We start from the raw sequence: 14491 nt of genomic DNA, 5'->3' as shown, positions 1-14491 counted from the left end.
AGGAGACCTAGAGGCTGGCGCCAGACGCGATGTCGGGCAACGTCGACTGGTCGACGCCGTCCGCGGGGCCACCGACCAGCACGAAGCGGCGGTCGCAATAGCCGCAGTCGACATAGCCATGCTCGTCGATCTGCAGCCACACGCGCGGGTGGCCGAGCGCAGGGGCGATCTCCCCGGCACCATCGCAAGCGACGCGGGGGGTGGTGACGCGGAGGACTTCGGACGGCGGAATCATGGAAGAGGCGATAGCAAGGCGCCCGGCGCTCGACAATGCTGGAGCGTGACCGATCGCAGCGTTTCGCAACGCCGGGGATTGGCGATTCGTGCCGCGGGGCCTATCCGCTTGCGCCATGACCCAGGCCGCGATCAGCATCCGAGACCTTTGCAAAACCTATGCGGGCGGCAAGCGCGCGCTCGACGGCGTCACCTTCGACGTGCCGCGCGGGGAGATCTTCGGGCTGCTGGGGCCGAATGGCGCGGGCAAGTCGACGCTGATCAACACGCTGGCCGGGCTCGTGCGCAAGACCAGCGGCACGGCGGAGATCTGGGGTTTCGACATCGACCGGCACCCGCGCAACGCGAAGGCATCGATCGGCATCGTGAACCAGGAGATCACCTTCGATCCCTTTTTCACGCCCTCCGAAACACTGGAAAACCAGGCGGGCCTCTACGGCATTCCCAAGACGAAGCGCCGGACGATGGAGCTGCTGCGCGCGGTGCACCTGGAGGACAAGGCCGACGCCTATGCCCGCAGCCTTTCGGGCGGCATGAAGCGGCGGCTGATGGTCGCCAAGGCGATGGTGCACTCGCCGCCCGTGCTGGTGCTCGACGAGCCGACCGCGGGCGTCGACATCGAGCTTCGCCAGCAGCTGTGGGCCTATGTCCGGCAGCTCAACGACGCCGGGGTGACGGTGGTGCTGACCACCCACTATCTCGAGGAGGCCGAGGAGCTGTGCGATCGCATCGCGATCATCAACCACGGCCGCCTCATCGCCAACGAGCCGACCCGCGCGCTGGTGGGGATGGCGCAGGAGAAGCTGGTCGAGGTGACGGTCGACCGTGATCTCGCCGCGCTGCCGGAGGCGAGCTGCTTCAGCAAGATCGAGCGCAAGAGCGACCGGGTGCTGGCGATCACCTATCGCAAGGACGTGGCCAATGCGGGCGAAGTGCTCGCCGCGGTGACGCGCGACGGCTATGGCATCGTCGACGTCTCCACCAAGGAAGCCGACCTGGAGGACGTGTTCCTCAACCTGACGCGCGCCCACGGGTGAGCGATCCCCGCCAAAGCGACGTCCTGATCGTCGGGTCGGGCGCGGCCGGGCTGACCGCCGCGCTCAACCTGGCGGAGCGGTTCCAGGTGACGGTGCTTGCCAAGGGGCGGCTGGACGAAGGCTCGACCGCCTGGGCGCAGGGCGGGATCGCCGCGGTGCTGGAGCCGGGCGATACCTTCGAGAACCACATAGAGGATACGATGGTGGCGGGCGCGGGGCTCAACGACCGCGCCACGGTGGAGTTTGTTGTCGAGAACGCACCGGCGGCGATCGAGCGGCTGGCCGAACTCGGCGTGCCGTTCAACGTCGGCGACGGCGACGAACGCTGGCACCTGACGCGCGAGGGCGGCCATTCGCACCGCCGCATCGTCCATGTCGACGACGCCACCGGCCGGGCGGTGCAGGAGGCGCTGATCGCCGCCGCCCAGGCGCACCCCAACATCACGCTGGTGCCCGACATGGTCGCCGTCGACCTCGCCACGAGCCGCCATGAGCTGCGCTATTCGGGCGCGGGCCGGGTGTGGGGCGCCTATGCGCTCGACCGGGGCACGGGGCGCGTGGCGCTGTTCACCGCCCGTGCGACGGTCCTGGCGACCGGCGGTGCGGGGCGGACCTATCTCTTCTCCACCGCGCCCGGCGGGGCCACCGGCGATGGCATCGCCATGGCGTGGCGCGCGGGATGCCGCGTCTCCAACATGGAGATGATGCAGTTCCACCCGACCTGCCTCTACAATCTGGAGGTCAAGAACTTCCTGATTACGGAAGCCGTGCGCGGCGAGGGCGGGCGGCTGCTCAACCCGCGCACCGGCCACCGCTTCATGCCCGACATCGACCCGCGTGCGGAACTCGCCCCGCGCGACGTGGTGGCGCGGGCGATCGATGCGGAGATCAAGCGCTTCGGGCTCGACTACGTCCATCTCGACATCAGCCACATGCCGGCGGACTTCGTGCGCGGGCACTTCCCCAACATCCACGACAAGCTGCTGGGGCTGGGCATCGACATGACGCGCCAGCCGATCCCGGTGGTGCCGGCGCAGCATTATACCTGCGGCGGGATCGTCGTGGACCTGGACGGGCGTACCGACCTGCCGGGCCTCTATGCGGCGGGCGAATGCACCGAGAGCGGGCTGCACGGCGCCAACCGGCTGGCGTCGAACTCGCTGCTCGAATGCTTCGTGTTCGGCGAGGCGGCGGCGCAGCACATCGCGACCCATTGGGACGAACTCGCGCCGCCGCCGCCGATCCGCCCCTGGGACGAAAGCCGGGTCGCGGATTCGGACGAGGAAGTCGTCATCAAGCAGAACTGGACCGAGATCCGCCGGTTCATGTGGAACTACGTCGGCATCGTGCGGACCACCAAGCGGCTGGAGCGCGCGCAGCACCGCATCGCGATGCTGACCGAGGAAGTGAACGACTATTACGGCCATTTCCGGGTGACACCGGACCTGATCGAGCTTCGCAACCTGCTTCAGTCGGCCGAGCTGATCGTGCGCTGTGCGCTCCATCGCAAGGAGAGCCGTGGGCTGCACTATACGCTCGACTATCCCGAGACGCTGCCGGAGGCCGTCGACACGGTGCTGGTGCCCTGAACCCCGGCGCTACCGAAGCTCTTGGAATCCGGCGCCCTTTCGCAAATCTTCACCATTCATCGCTGCTGAGGGGTCGTTCGCCGCAAGGCCTCCGCGGCAGCGCTTGCGACCCCGTGGGTTGTGACAGCATGGTAGAAGGGTGCGAGGGGCCCAGAGAAACGTGACGTCCGGACAGCAGTTCACCGCTACGCAACGGGCCCTGATCCTGCTGGGATCGGCGCCGTTCGTGCTGATGGGCTGCGCCGTTCATGAAGCCCGGCAGCAGCCGGTATCGCTGCTGCTCCCACCGGGCTCCGCCACCTCCAGCTACCGGGTCGCAGTGCCCGTCCCGCCGCCGCCGCCGCCGCTTCCGCAGGCGCCGGCCGACCTGACGCGCGCGATCACGACGCTGCTCGCCAATTTCAACGGCACCGCGGCCGCCGCCGTCACCAGCATCGATCAGGGCTGGACGGTCGCCTACAACGGCAACCGCCCGATGCCGCAGCAGAGCGTGAGCAAGCTGTGGGTCGCGATGACCGCGCTCGACCTGCTCGACCAGGGCAAGCTGACGCTCGACGACCCGGTGGTCGTCCGGCGCGAGGACCTGACCCTGTTCCACCAGCCGATCGCGTCGCTGGTGAAGGGCGACGGCTATCATACCACCGTCCGCGAGCTGATGCGCCGCGCGCTCACCATGAGCGACAACACCGCCAACGACCGGCTGCTGACCTATGTCGGCGGGCCGAATGCGGTGCGCGCGTTCCTGGCGCGGCGCGGCATCCAGAACATCCGCTTCGGCCCGGGCGAGCGGCTGCTGCAGAGCAAGACCGCCGGGCTCACCTGGCGGCAGGAATATTCGCTCGGCGGCGGCTTCAACCAGGCGCGCAGCGCCTTGCCGCAGAGCGTCCGGATCGCCGCCTTCAACGCCTATGTCGCCAATCCGCCCGATGGTGCCGGCGCGACCGCGATCGCCGAGGCGCTGATGCGGCTGAAGCAGGGCAAGCTGCTCTCGGCCAACTCCACCCGCTATCTGCTCGACACCATGGCGGCGTCGCGGACCGGGCGCGCGCGCCTGCACGCGGCACTGCCCCCCGGCTGGACGCTGGCGCACAAGACTGGCACCGGCCAGGACCTGATGTCGCGCAACGCCGGCTTCAACGACGTCGGCATCCTGACGGCACCCGACGGCCGCAGCTATGCGGTGGCAGTACTGATCGGCGACACGCGGGCGCCGATGCGCGACCGCCAGCAGCTGATCCAGCAGGTCGTCCACGCGCTGGTCGCCAACCGCAGCTGATCCAGCCCGACGTGCCGTGCCCGGGGTGCGCCCCGCCGGCCGCCATGCCCCCCTCGTAACCGGCCGGCCGCGCTGCTATCTCGGCGGCCATGCCCCATCTCTACCTCGTCGACGGCTCCGGCTACATCTTCCGCGCCTATCACCGGCTGCCGCCGCTCACCAACAAGCATGGCGAGCCGGTGGGGGCCGTCTATGGCTATACCACCATGCTGTGGAAGCTGGCGGACGAGCTCCACAAGGCGGAGGGGCCGACCCACATGGCGGTGATCCTCGACAAGTCATCGAGCACCTTCCGCAACGCGATGTACGACCAGTACAAGGCCCATCGTCCGCCGCCGCCGGAGGATTTGAAGCCGCAGTTCCCGATGATCCGCGACGCGACGCGGGCCTTTTCGCTGCCGTGCATCGAGGAGGAGGGCTGGGAGGCCGACGACCTGATCGCCAGCTATGCCAAGGCGGCGCTGGCGCAAGGGTGGCAGGTGACGATCGTCAGTTCCGACAAGGACCTGATGCAGCTGATCGAGCCGGGCCTCGACATGCTCGACACCATGAACAACCGCCGCCTGGACGCCAGCCATGTGGTGGAGAAGTTCGGCGTGCCGCCTTCGCAGCTGGGCGAGGTGCTGGCGCTGATGGGCGACAGCGTCGACAACGTGCCCGGCGTGCCGGGCATCGGCCCCAAGCGCGCGGCCGAGCTCATCACCGAATATGGCGACGTCGAATCGGTGCTCGCCGCGACCGATTCGATGAAGAAGTCGAAGATGCGCGACAATCTGGTCGAGCATGCCGAGGCGGCGCGCCTGTCGCGCAAGCTGGTGACGCTGGCGTGCGACGTGCCGCTGCCGGAGCCGCTCGACGGGCTGGAGCTGCAGGGCATCCCGGACGCGCCGCTGCGCGCGTTTTTGGAGCATCACGGGTTTCGCACGCTGCTCAACCGCCTGTCGGCGGTAGCCGATCCGCCCGCGGAAGCACCGGTCGCGCCGGTCGACGACGATGCGGACGCGCCGTGCGATCACGACGCGTACGAGACGGTGGTGGACGAGGACGCGCTCGACCGCTGGATCCAGGTGGCGCGCCACCAGGGCTGGGTCGCGATCGACACCGAGACGACCGGGCTGGACGCGACCCGCGCCGAGCTGGTGGGCATCAGCCTGGCGCTGCACCCGAACCTCGCGTGCTACATTCCGCTGGGCCACGGCGGGCAGGATCTGCTCGCCGAGGTGCCGCAGCAACTCGACCGCGCGGTGGCGCTCGCCAAGCTCAAGCCGCTGCTGGAGGATTCGACGGTCCTCAAGATCGGCCATAACCTGAAGTACGACATGATCGTGCTCGCCCGCTGCGGCGAGGGCGGCATCCGCGTCGCGCCCTACGATGACACCATCGTCATGAGCTTCGACCTGGATGCGGGCCGCCACGGCCACGGCATGGACGAGCTGGCGGCGACGCACCTGTCGCACAGCTGCATCGCGTACAAGGAGGTGGTCGGTACCGGCAAGAACCAGCGCGGTTTCCACGAGATCGATCTGAAGACCGCGACCCGCTACGCGGCGGAGGACGCCGACGTGACGCTGCGGCTGTGGCGGCGGTTCAAGCCGCGGCTGCCGTATGAGTCGGCGACGCGCGTGTACGAGATGGTGGATCGGCCGCTGGTGCAGGTGCTCGCCGACATGGAGTGTCGCGGGGTCAAGGTCGACGCGGGGGCGCTGGCCAAGCTGTCGGAGGAGTTCTCCGGCCAGATCGCGGGGCTGGAGACCGAGATCCACGCGCTGGCCGGCGGACCCTTCACCATCGGCAGTCCCAAGCAACTCGGCGACGTGCTGTTCGATCGCCTCGGCCTGAAGGGCGGGCGCAAGGGCAAGTCGGGGGTCTATTCGACCGACGTCAACGAGATGGAGCGGCTGGCCGCCGACAAGGACCAGCCGCAGGGTGCCGAGATCGCGGGCAAGGTGCTCGAGTGGCGGCAGCTCACCAAGCTCAAGAACACCTATACCGATGCGTTGCAGGCGCAGATCAACCCCGCGACGGGGCGCGTCCACACCAGCTACTCGCTGACGGGTGCGCAGACGGGGCGACTGTCCTCGACCGACCCGAACCTCCAGAACATCCCGATCCGCACCGAAACCGGACGCCAGATCCGCGACGCGTTCGTGGCGGAGCCGGGCAACGTCATCCTGGCGGCCGACTATTCGCAGATCGAACTGCGGCTGGCGGCGCACATCGCGGACGTGCCGCAGCTGCGCGAGGCGTTCGAACGCGGCGACGACATCCACTCGCTGACCGCGACCGAGCTGTTCGGCGAGGTCAACCGCGACACCCGCGCGCGCGCCAAGACGATCAACTTCGCGATCCTCTATGGCATCTCGCGCTGGGGCCTGGCCGGGCGGCTCGACGTGTCGGCGGACGAGGCGCAGGCGATGATCGACCGCTATTTCGAGCGCTTCCCCGGCATCAACCGCTACATCGCCGAGACGCTGGAGGGGGTGAAGGAACGCGGCTTCACCACCACGCTGTTCGGGCGCAAGACGCATTTCCCGCGCATCAAGTCCAAGAACCAGGCCGAGCGTGCGGGTTCGGAGCGGGCGGCGATTAACGCGCCGATCCAGGGGACGAGCGCCGACATCATCAAGCGGGCGATGGCGCGGATGGAGCCAGCGCTCGCCGACGCCGGGCTGCCGAACGTCCGCATGCTGATGCAGGTGCACGACGAACTGGTGTTCGAACTGCCCGAAGCCGATGCGGAGGCGGCGCGCGCCGTGATCGAGCGGGTGATGGCCACGGCCGCCGAGCCGGCGGTCATCCTCACCGTGCCGCTCGCGGTCGAGATCGGCGTCGGCCCAAGCTGGGGCGCGGCGCACTAAGCGCTGGCGGGGATCGGACCCGACACCGCCGCCCGGGCTCTGCCTGGCGGATGGGTCCGCCCCGCCTTCTGTACGCCGCGCAACGCACCGACCCTTGCCGGGTGCGCGCCGATCCGTATCATCACCGGACTTCCAGGGGCGCAGACCCACCGGAGGTCAGATATTGAGCAGGGGAGGTGTCGGTGATCTTCTTGTCGCTGTTGCTGCTGGCCCAGGCGGGGACGACGCCCGCTCCCCAGAAAGATGTGCTCAGCCAGACGCTTGAGGAGCAGTCCGCCGAGCTGGTGACGGTCACCGCACCCAGCCTGAAGGCGACCGGCGACGCACTCGAACACTGCCTTGCCCGTGCCTGCCCGCCGCAGGAAGACATTGCGGCCTCCCTTGCCCATGCCGAAAATCTGGTGATCGCCGGCGAGCTTCAGGATGCGCGCTCGGTGCTGCTGAAGGCGCGCGGCCGTAACAGCCGCCATGCCGCGGCCCTGCCGGTGCCGGTCAGCACGCTCCACGCCTTCAACGCGGATGTCGCATCGCTGCTGGGGCTGCCTGACCCGGCCCGCATCGGCACCATCGATTCGGTTTCTGCACTTAAGAAGGGCCTCCCGGCCGACGATCCGCGGATCGCGGCGCAGCGGCTGCGCGTCGCCGACGTGTTCCTGCGCGAGGGGCGGGTCGCCACTGCGGTGCGGATGTACGATGCGGTGGCGGAACGGGCGGAGGAAGCCGGCTGGGCAGAGATCCAGGGCATGGCGATGTTCCGGTCGCTGATGGTCTATGCCACGCTCGCCCAGCACAACTCCGGATACAAGGGACAGGCCCGACGCCGGTACGCCGCGCTTCGCGGAACGACACAGCCGGTGCTGCAGCCGACCCGCGACGCGACGTACCTGCTGGAGGCGCGGCTGCGGCTGCTGAACGACAAGAACAGCAACGTCGATGCGGTGCTGAAGAAGATGCGCGGCATCCGCACGGTCGAGCCGATGCTGGTGGTGGAGCCGACGATCGACATGCGGAAGCTTTTGCCCGACACGGTGACGCCTTCGATCGCGCAAAGTCAATGGATCGACGTCGGCTATCGGATCACGCCCGAAGGGAAAGTTGCCGACGTCGAAATGCGCCAGGGGCCGAAGGCACGGGGCCCCTGGGTGGACGCTGTCCGGCGCGCGATCGAGAACCGCCGCTACCTGCCGCTGGCGGTGCCGAACGATGCCGCGGGTCTGTGGCGTCGCGAGCGGATCATGATCGTCGTCGATGCAGCGCAGGCGACCGGATCACACATCCCGGATGCCGCCGGCCCGCCCAAGTTGCGGCGGATCGACCTAACCCGCGGGCCCGCGCCGGCGTCTGCGGCCAGTTCGTAACGCCGCCCGTCCACCGTAACCCGAAAGCCGCAGGGCGCGCGCATTTTGCATCAAGGGCTTATGCGTGCCGCCCGGCTTGCTTATGGGGCGCGGATGAACCGCGCAGACGGCCTTACGACTTCGTCCCCCGACGATGACATCGCGGCACTCGCCAAGGGCGGCCGGACCAATGTGTTCGGCTTCGTCCTTCGCCTGCTCGCGCGCTTGCCGTTCCTGTTCATCGCCGGCCGCGTCTATGGCCCGGAGACGGTGGGGCGCTTCGCGCTCGCCGTGCTGGTCGTGGAATTGGCTGCGCTGCTGGCGACGTTGGGCCTGAAGCGCGGGCTGGCCCAGGCGCTGTCCTCCACCGACCGGCCGCACGTGCGTGTCGTGTGGGATGCGATGGTGGTCGCGTTCGTCGTCTCGGTGGCGGCGAGCGCGGTGCTCTTCGTCTTCCCGCAGATCATGTATCCCAACAGCCACATCCTGGGCTTCGAACGGCTGCTGCCGCTGATCGTGTTCGCGATCGCCTGGTCCGACGTGAGCCTGGCGGCGCTCGCCTATCGGCTGAACGTCAAGGCCGCGGTGACGGCGCGGGCGGTGGTGGAGCCGTGGACGATCTCGATCGCGGCATGGGCGCTGTCCTATGTCTCCACGCGTGACGGGCTGATCCTCTCCTATGTGCTGTCGATGGCCGCGGCGCTGGTGGCCTCGCTCGTGCCCTTCATCCGCAGCTATGGTCTGCCGCGGGGCTGGACGCCCCAGTTGCGGCCGATGCTGGCGCTCGCGCGGCGCAACATGCCGCTGGCCGGCGCCGATGCGCTCGAATGGGGATCGCGCAACGTTGACCGCTTCATCCTGGGCGTGCTGTTCCCCCCGGCGATCGTCGGCATCTATTACATGGCGCAGCAGGTTTCCTCGCTGCCGCAGAAGCTCAAGACGAGCTTCGATCCGGTGCTGGGGCCGGTCATCACCAAGAGCCTGGCCGAGGGGGACAAGGCCGCAGTCGCGCGCCAGGTGCTGCAGGTGGGCTTCTGGATCATGGCCGCACAGGCGGCGCTGGCGCTCGCCGGATCGATCCCGGCGGAAGGCGTGATGGGGATCGTCGGGCCGCAATTCGTGAGCGGTGCGGGGGCGCTGTCCTTCCTGCTGGTGGCGGAGGTGCTCGCCGCGACCGGCGCGGTATCCGAAGCGGCGCTCGTCTATGTGGCGCGTCACCGCAACCTGATGCTCTCGATCGGCCTCCTTACCTTCCAGGTGTTGCTGAGCTTCGCGCTGGTGCTGCTGATGCGCTGGCTGGGCTTTCCGCAGCCGTGGCAGGCGGCGGGGCCGGCGGTAGCGCTCGCCGTGTCGCTCGCCTGCGGATCGTGGCTGAAATCGCGGCTGCTCGCGCGCATCCTGGGTTATCGGGTGGCGGAGATCCGACGGCCGTTCGTGCTGGCGATCGCCGCGGCATGCGCGGTGGGTTCGGTCATCATGCTGCTGCCGCCGCGGCTGGAGTGGGCGGAGATGCTGTTCGGCATCCCGGCGATCCTGCTCACCTATGGCTTCGTGCTGTGGCGCTGGGCGTTCGGCCCCGCCGATCGCGCGCTGTTCCACAAGGCGCCGGTGACGGCGACCATCCCGACCGAGAAGCACAAGAGCTAGGCGCGTCTCTCCCGCTGTCCTTCGGCGGATGACCCGGAGAGCTTTTGAGTGACGGGCATAAAAAAAGGGGCGCTCGCGAGCGCCCCTTTTCGTGTCGGTGATGTCCCGCCTCAGTGGCGGAAGTGGCGCATGCCGGTGAAGACCATCGCGAGACCCGCCTCGTTGGCGGCGGCGATCACCTCTGCGTCGCGGATCGAGCCGCCCGGCTGGATCACCGCAGTGGCGCCCGCCTCGACCGCGGCCATCAGCCCATCGGCGAAGGGGAAGAAGGCGTCGGAGGCGACGGCCGAACCGATCGTGCGGGGCTCGGCCCAGCCGGCCTTTTCGGCGGCATCCTTGGCCTTCCACGCGGCGATGCGGGCGGATTCGAGGCGGTTCATCTGGCCGGCGCCGACGCCGGCGGTGCTGCCGTCCTTGGCATAGACGATCGCGTTGGACTTGACGTGCTTGGCGACGGTCCAGGCGAAGCGGCAGTCGGCGAGCTCCTGCTCGGTCGGTGCGCGCTTGGTGACGACCTTGAGCTCTTCCGGCGCCAGCAGGCCGTTGTCGCGCGACTGGACCAGGAGGCCGCCGGCGATCGACTTGATCGCAAGGCCGCTGCGCGCGGGATCGGGCAGCTCGCCCGTGACGATGAGGCGCAGGTTCTTCTTGGCGGCGAAGACAGCGCGCGCTTCCTCGTCGGCGTCGGGTGCGCACACCACTTCGGTGAAGATGCCGCTGATCGCGCGGGCGGTCTCGCCGTCGAGCGGGCGGTTGAGCGCAATGATGCCGCCGAATGCCGAGACGCTGTCGCAGGCGAGGGCCGCCTGATAGGCCTCCAGCAGCGTGTCGCCGGTGGCGACGCCGCAGGGGTTGGCGTGCTTGACGATGACCACGGTCGGCGGGCCGTCGCGGAATTCGGAGACGAGCTCCAGCGCGGCGTCGGCGTCGTTGTAGTTGTTGTAGCTCAGCTCCTTGCCCTGAAGCTGCTGGCCCTGGGCGATGCCGCGGGTGGCGCCGGTGTTGGGCAGGTAGAGCGCCGCGGTCTGGTGCGGGTTCTCGCCGTAGCGCAGCGTGTCGGCGCGGGTGAAGGCGAGCGGCAGCGTCTGGGGCAGCGTCTCGCCCTGGTCGACGCTCGCGAACCAGCCGGCGATCGCCGAGTCATAGGCGGCGGTGGCGGCATAGGCCTTGGCGGCGAAGCGGCGGCGGGTGTCGAGGCTGGTGGCGCCGGCGTTGGCATCGAGTTCCTCGACCAGTGCCGCATAGTCGGCGGGATCGGTGACGATCGCGACGTGGGAATGGTTCTTCGCGGCGGAGCGCACCATCGAGGGGCCGCCGATGTCGATGTTCTCGATGATCTCGTCGCGGTCTGCGCCCTTGGCCACCGTCTGGGCGAAGGGATAGAGGTTGACCACCACCAGGTCGATCGGGCCGATGCCGTGCTCGGTCATGGAGGCGACATGCTCGGGATTGTCGCGCACTGCGAGCAGGCCGCCGTGCACCACCGGGTGCAGCGTCTTCACCCGGCCATCCATCATCTCCGGGAAGCCCGTGAGGTCGGAGATGTCGCGCACGGGCAGCCCCGCGTCGCGGATCGCCTTGGCGGTGCCGCCGGTGGAGACCAGTTCCACGCCGTGGCGGTCGAGCGCCCGGGCGAGATCGAGAATGCCGCTCTTGTCGGAGACCGAGAGCAGCGCGCGCGTGACGGTGACGTTCATGGCCGGCTCCTTTGCCCCGATTCGCGGGGGAGGCAAGGGGAAGAGGTGAGGTTCGGGTCGGATGAACCCTCCCCGTTTGTCTCGAGTAGGGATCGAGCTTGTCGAGAGCCCGTATCGAGAGAGCCACAACAACCGATTTCTCGATACGCCGTTTCGACAAGCTCGACGGCTACTCGAAACGAACGGAGAAGGGGACGGGACTTGCGGGCCTATCGCGCGCGGTGGAAGCGCCAGCCGATGCCGGCGCCGCCGGGGGGCGCGATGCCCGTCAGCACCAGCTGCTGCGTGCCGTGCGGGATCCCCTCGCCGTCGATCCACAGGCTGTCCTCGACCGCGAGCGCGGCGCCGCGGCAGCGGAACTGCCACACTGAGCGACCGTCGGGCAGGCGGAGGAAGGCGGCAAGGCCGTCGGCGGTAGTCGCGACCTCTACGCCGAGCCCGAGGTGGAAGCGGACGGTGAAGCCCACATCGCCCTGCTTGCCGCTGCTGCCGCCGCGCGTGGAGGCGGGGAGTAGCGTATCCTCGCCCACCAGATCGCGGCCGTCGGTGGAGAGGGTGATGAGGCGGCGGTGGATCAGGCCCAGGCGGCGGACATAGCCGTCGTGGCTCGCCTCGACGCGGCTGAGTTCGTCGGTTTCCTGGCGGCTGAGCTCGACCTCGCCCACGCCGCGCCCGAGGGCGCCGTCCGCGTGGATGGCGGTGGAGTTGGAGTCGCCGAGCACCAGGGTCGAATGCGCGGCGGTGGTGCGCAGCGCCGGCGCAAGCGTGGGCGGCAGCGTCAGCAGCGCGCCGTTGGCGCCGCCGCAGTTGACGACGATGCGCTGGCCGGCGTCCGAGAGTTCGAAGGCGAGGGTGGAGGCACAACCGCCGGTCGCCTGCCGGTTCGCAGGGGGCGGAGCGGCATCGAGCACCACCACGGTCTTGCCGGCGGAGAGCCGCTGGTATCCCCAGTCGCGGGCCTGGCGCAGCGGGCGCGTACGCACGCCGGTCGCCTCGACGATCTGCTCGATGCGCTCGCCCGTGATGGGGGCCGATCCTTGCCAGCTGCCGAGCCCACCATCGGAGTGGCAGACGCCCAGCAGCGCCGACACCAGCCGGGTGAGGGTGTCCCCCAGCACGTCGGGTGCCTCCATCCGCCGCGCGGCATAGGTCTCGCGCAGCATGGTGAGCAGCTGGATCAGGTCGAGCTGGTCGGCGGGCGAGCGGCCGAGCGAGCCGCCATCCTCGAACACCGCCGCCGCGAGCGCACGGGCAAGCCCGGCCTCTCCGAACACGCGACGCGGGTCGCCACCCGGGATCATCAGGCCGGCGGCGACCACGCCGCACCAGGCGGCGACGCGCGGCACGCCGGCTGCGACCTTGGCAGCGGTGTTGTCGAGGTGGCGGGCGCCGCGCGCGAGTGCGTGCAGCACCTTGGAACGATAGACGAGGTCGGTGCTCGACAGGATCAGCGGCGCATGCGCGGTCCAGAACAGCAGGCGGCGGCCCCAAAGGTCGGCGCGCCAGGCGGGATTGGATACCTTGGTCTCGTGCGCGGCGAGCCAGTGGCGCATGATCGCCTCGGCGATCGGGGCGGCGGTGGCACGGGTCGCAACGCTCGACAGGTCGCGCAGCCAGGCGAAGCTGTGGAGATAGTCGGCGAACGGCGCCGAAAAGCTCGGGCGCGACAGCGACAGCGCGTTGATCGGGACGGCTTCACCCCGGAACAGCACCATGCCGTCGAGCAGGGCATAGCCACGCTCCAGATCACCGAAGAAGGGATCGTCGGCGACCGCAATCAGCTTGAGCGGATGCTTGCCGCGCAGGCGCAGCGCGTGAAACGGGGTGCGCCAGGTGAGCCGCTCGAGCCGCTCCGATAGTCGCTCGGCCAGCGACAGCCCCTTGCCGCCGCTCTGGCGGATGAGCCGCTTGCCCGCTTCGATCCCGTCGGGCCCGGTGGTTTCGGGAAGCGGATCCGTCACGCGCCTCTCAGAGCCCGGATGTTGTCGGCATAGGCGGCAGGGCCGCCGGCGAAGGTAGCGGTGCCGGCGACCAGCACATTGGCACCCGCCTCGATTGCCAGCGGCGCGGTGGTGCGGTCGATGCCGCCGTCGACCTCCAAGTCGATCTCGCGGCCGCTCGCATCGATGCGCTGGCGCAGCGCCGCGATCTTGGCGAGCTGGCTCGTGATGAACTTCTGTCCGCCGAAGCCCGGGTTCACGCTCATCACCATGATCAGGTCGACGAGGTCGAGCACATGGTCGACCGACTCCACCGGCGTCGCCGGGTTGAGCACCACGCCCGCACGCTTGCCGAGCGCCTTGATCGCCTGGAGCGAGCGGTGGAGGTGGGGACCGGCTTCCGGGTGAACGGAGATGATGTCCGCGCCGGCCTCGGCAAAGGGTTGGAGCAGCGGATCGGCGGGCGCGATCATCAGGTGGACGTCGAACGGCTTGGCGCTGTGCTGGCGCAGCGCCTTCACCACCATCGGCCCGATGGTGAGGTTGGGCACGAAATGCCCATCCATCACGTCGACATGGATCCAGTCGGCACCGGCCGCGTCGATCGCGCGCACCTCCTCGCCCAGGCGGGCGAAGTCGGCGGACAGGATCGAGGGGGCAATGCGGACGGGTCTGCTCATGATCGGCCGACCTCTAGCATGGCACACCCCTGCCGCAACCGGGTGTCGGGAGCGGTCGGCGAATTCCGAGGGCGGGCTGTCGCTCCCCTTTGCCGTTTGTCTCGAGCAGGGATCGAGCTTGTCGAGAGCCCGTGTCGAGAGAGCCGCAGCCGGTTTCTCGAGACGCCGTCTCGACAAGCTCGACGGCTCCTCGAAA

The 14491-nt window shown here is 69.1% G+C and carries 10 protein-coding genes; 6 read left to right on the top strand and 4 right to left on the bottom strand.

The genetic code is table 11. The features are described from left to right. Window positions 1-7: 7 nt before the first annotated feature. Entirely contained in the window at window positions 8-235 is a 228-nt protein-coding gene (locus EDF69_RS02175; protein WP_132882920.1) for a zinc-finger domain-containing protein, read from the bottom strand. 115 nt (window positions 236-350) lie between these two features. Between EDF69_RS02175 and EDF69_RS02170 the strand changes: the two genes are divergently transcribed. The 6 genes from EDF69_RS02170 (at window position 351) to EDF69_RS02145 (ending at window position 9978) form a co-directional block, all read left to right on the top strand. After that, window positions 351-1271 carry an ABC transporter ATP-binding protein gene (locus EDF69_RS02170; protein WP_132882919.1) on the top strand — a complete coding sequence of 307 codons (921 nt, stop codon included), beginning with the start codon at window positions 351-353 and terminating at the stop codon, window positions 1269-1271. Further along, the gene (gene nadB / locus EDF69_RS02165) at window positions 1268-2860 is read left to right on the top strand and encodes an L-aspartate oxidase (RefSeq protein WP_132882918.1); all 1593 of its coding nucleotides are present in this window, start codon (window positions 1268-1270) and stop codon (window positions 2858-2860) included. Before EDF69_RS02170 ends, nadB begins: the two co-directional genes overlap by 4 nt. 232 nt (window positions 2861-3092) lie before the next feature. Beyond that, entirely contained in the window at window positions 3093-4136 is a 1044-nt protein-coding gene (locus tag EDF69_RS02160) for a serine hydrolase (protein ID WP_132883003.1), read from the top strand. Between the two features lie 89 nt (window positions 4137-4225). Beyond that, on the top strand, window positions 4226-6994 hold the full coding sequence (polA, locus tag EDF69_RS02155; protein WP_132882917.1) for a DNA polymerase I: 2769 nt from the start codon (window positions 4226-4228) through the stop codon (window positions 6992-6994). Between the two features lie 182 nt (window positions 6995-7176). After that, window positions 7177-8352: a hypothetical protein gene (locus EDF69_RS02150; protein ID WP_132882916.1), complete on the top strand. Its 1176-nt coding sequence runs from the start codon at window positions 7177-7179 to the stop codon at window positions 8350-8352. Between the two features lie 93 nt (window positions 8353-8445). Further along, entirely contained in the window at window positions 8446-9978 is a 1533-nt protein-coding gene (locus EDF69_RS02145; protein WP_132882915.1) for a lipopolysaccharide biosynthesis protein, read from the top strand. A gap of 110 nt (window positions 9979-10088) precedes the next feature. Here the strand turns inward: EDF69_RS02145 and purH are convergent, their stop codons facing one another. The 3 genes from purH to rpe form a co-directional block, all read right to left on the bottom strand. Further along, a complete protein-coding gene (gene purH, locus EDF69_RS02140) occupies window positions 10089-11675 on the bottom strand; it encodes a bifunctional phosphoribosylaminoimidazolecarboxamide formyltransferase/IMP cyclohydrolase (RefSeq protein WP_132882914.1) in 1587 nt (528 codons plus the stop codon). Between the two features lie 209 nt (window positions 11676-11884). Further along, complete coding sequence (locus tag EDF69_RS02135; RefSeq protein WP_132882913.1) at window positions 11885-13636, bottom strand: heparinase II/III domain-containing protein; 1752 nt, start codon at window positions 13634-13636, stop codon at window positions 11885-11887. Further along, window positions 13633-14295, bottom strand: a complete 663-nt coding sequence (rpe, locus tag EDF69_RS02130) for a ribulose-phosphate 3-epimerase (RefSeq protein ID WP_132882912.1) — start codon at window positions 14293-14295, stop codon at window positions 13633-13635. The genes EDF69_RS02135 and rpe overlap by 4 nt, the downstream gene beginning before the upstream one ends. Window positions 14296-14491 lie beyond the last annotated feature (196 nt).

The organism is Sphingomonas sp. JUb134 (assembly GCF_004341505.2).
GTDB lineage: Bacteria > Pseudomonadota > Alphaproteobacteria > Sphingomonadales > Sphingomonadaceae > Sphingomonas.
Note: the sequence above shows the minus strand (reverse complement) of the source record. Positions and strands in the feature narration are given on the sequence as shown.

Coding starts and splice junctions, on each gene's coding strand:
- EDF69_RS02175 (WP_132882920.1), bottom strand. CDS start 235: ATGATTCCGCCGTCCGAAGTCCTCCGCGTCACCACCCCCCGCGTCGCT.
- EDF69_RS02170 (WP_132882919.1), top strand. CDS start 351: ATGACCCAGGCCGCGATCAGCATCCGAGACCTTTGCAAAACCTATGCG.
- EDF69_RS02160 (WP_132883003.1), top strand. CDS start 3,093: ATGGGCTGCGCCGTTCATGAAGCCCGGCAGCAGCCGGTATCGCTGCTG.
- polA (WP_132882917.1), top strand. CDS start 4,226: ATGCCCCATCTCTACCTCGTCGACGGCTCCGGCTACATCTTCCGCGCC.
- EDF69_RS02145 (WP_132882915.1), top strand. CDS start 8,446: ATGAACCGCGCAGACGGCCTTACGACTTCGTCCCCCGACGATGACATC.
- purH (WP_132882914.1), bottom strand. CDS start 11,675: ATGAACGTCACCGTCACGCGCGCGCTGCTCTCGGTCTCCGACAAGAGC.
- rpe (WP_132882912.1), bottom strand. CDS start 14,295: ATGAGCAGACCCGTCCGCATTGCCCCCTCGATCCTGTCCGCCGACTTC.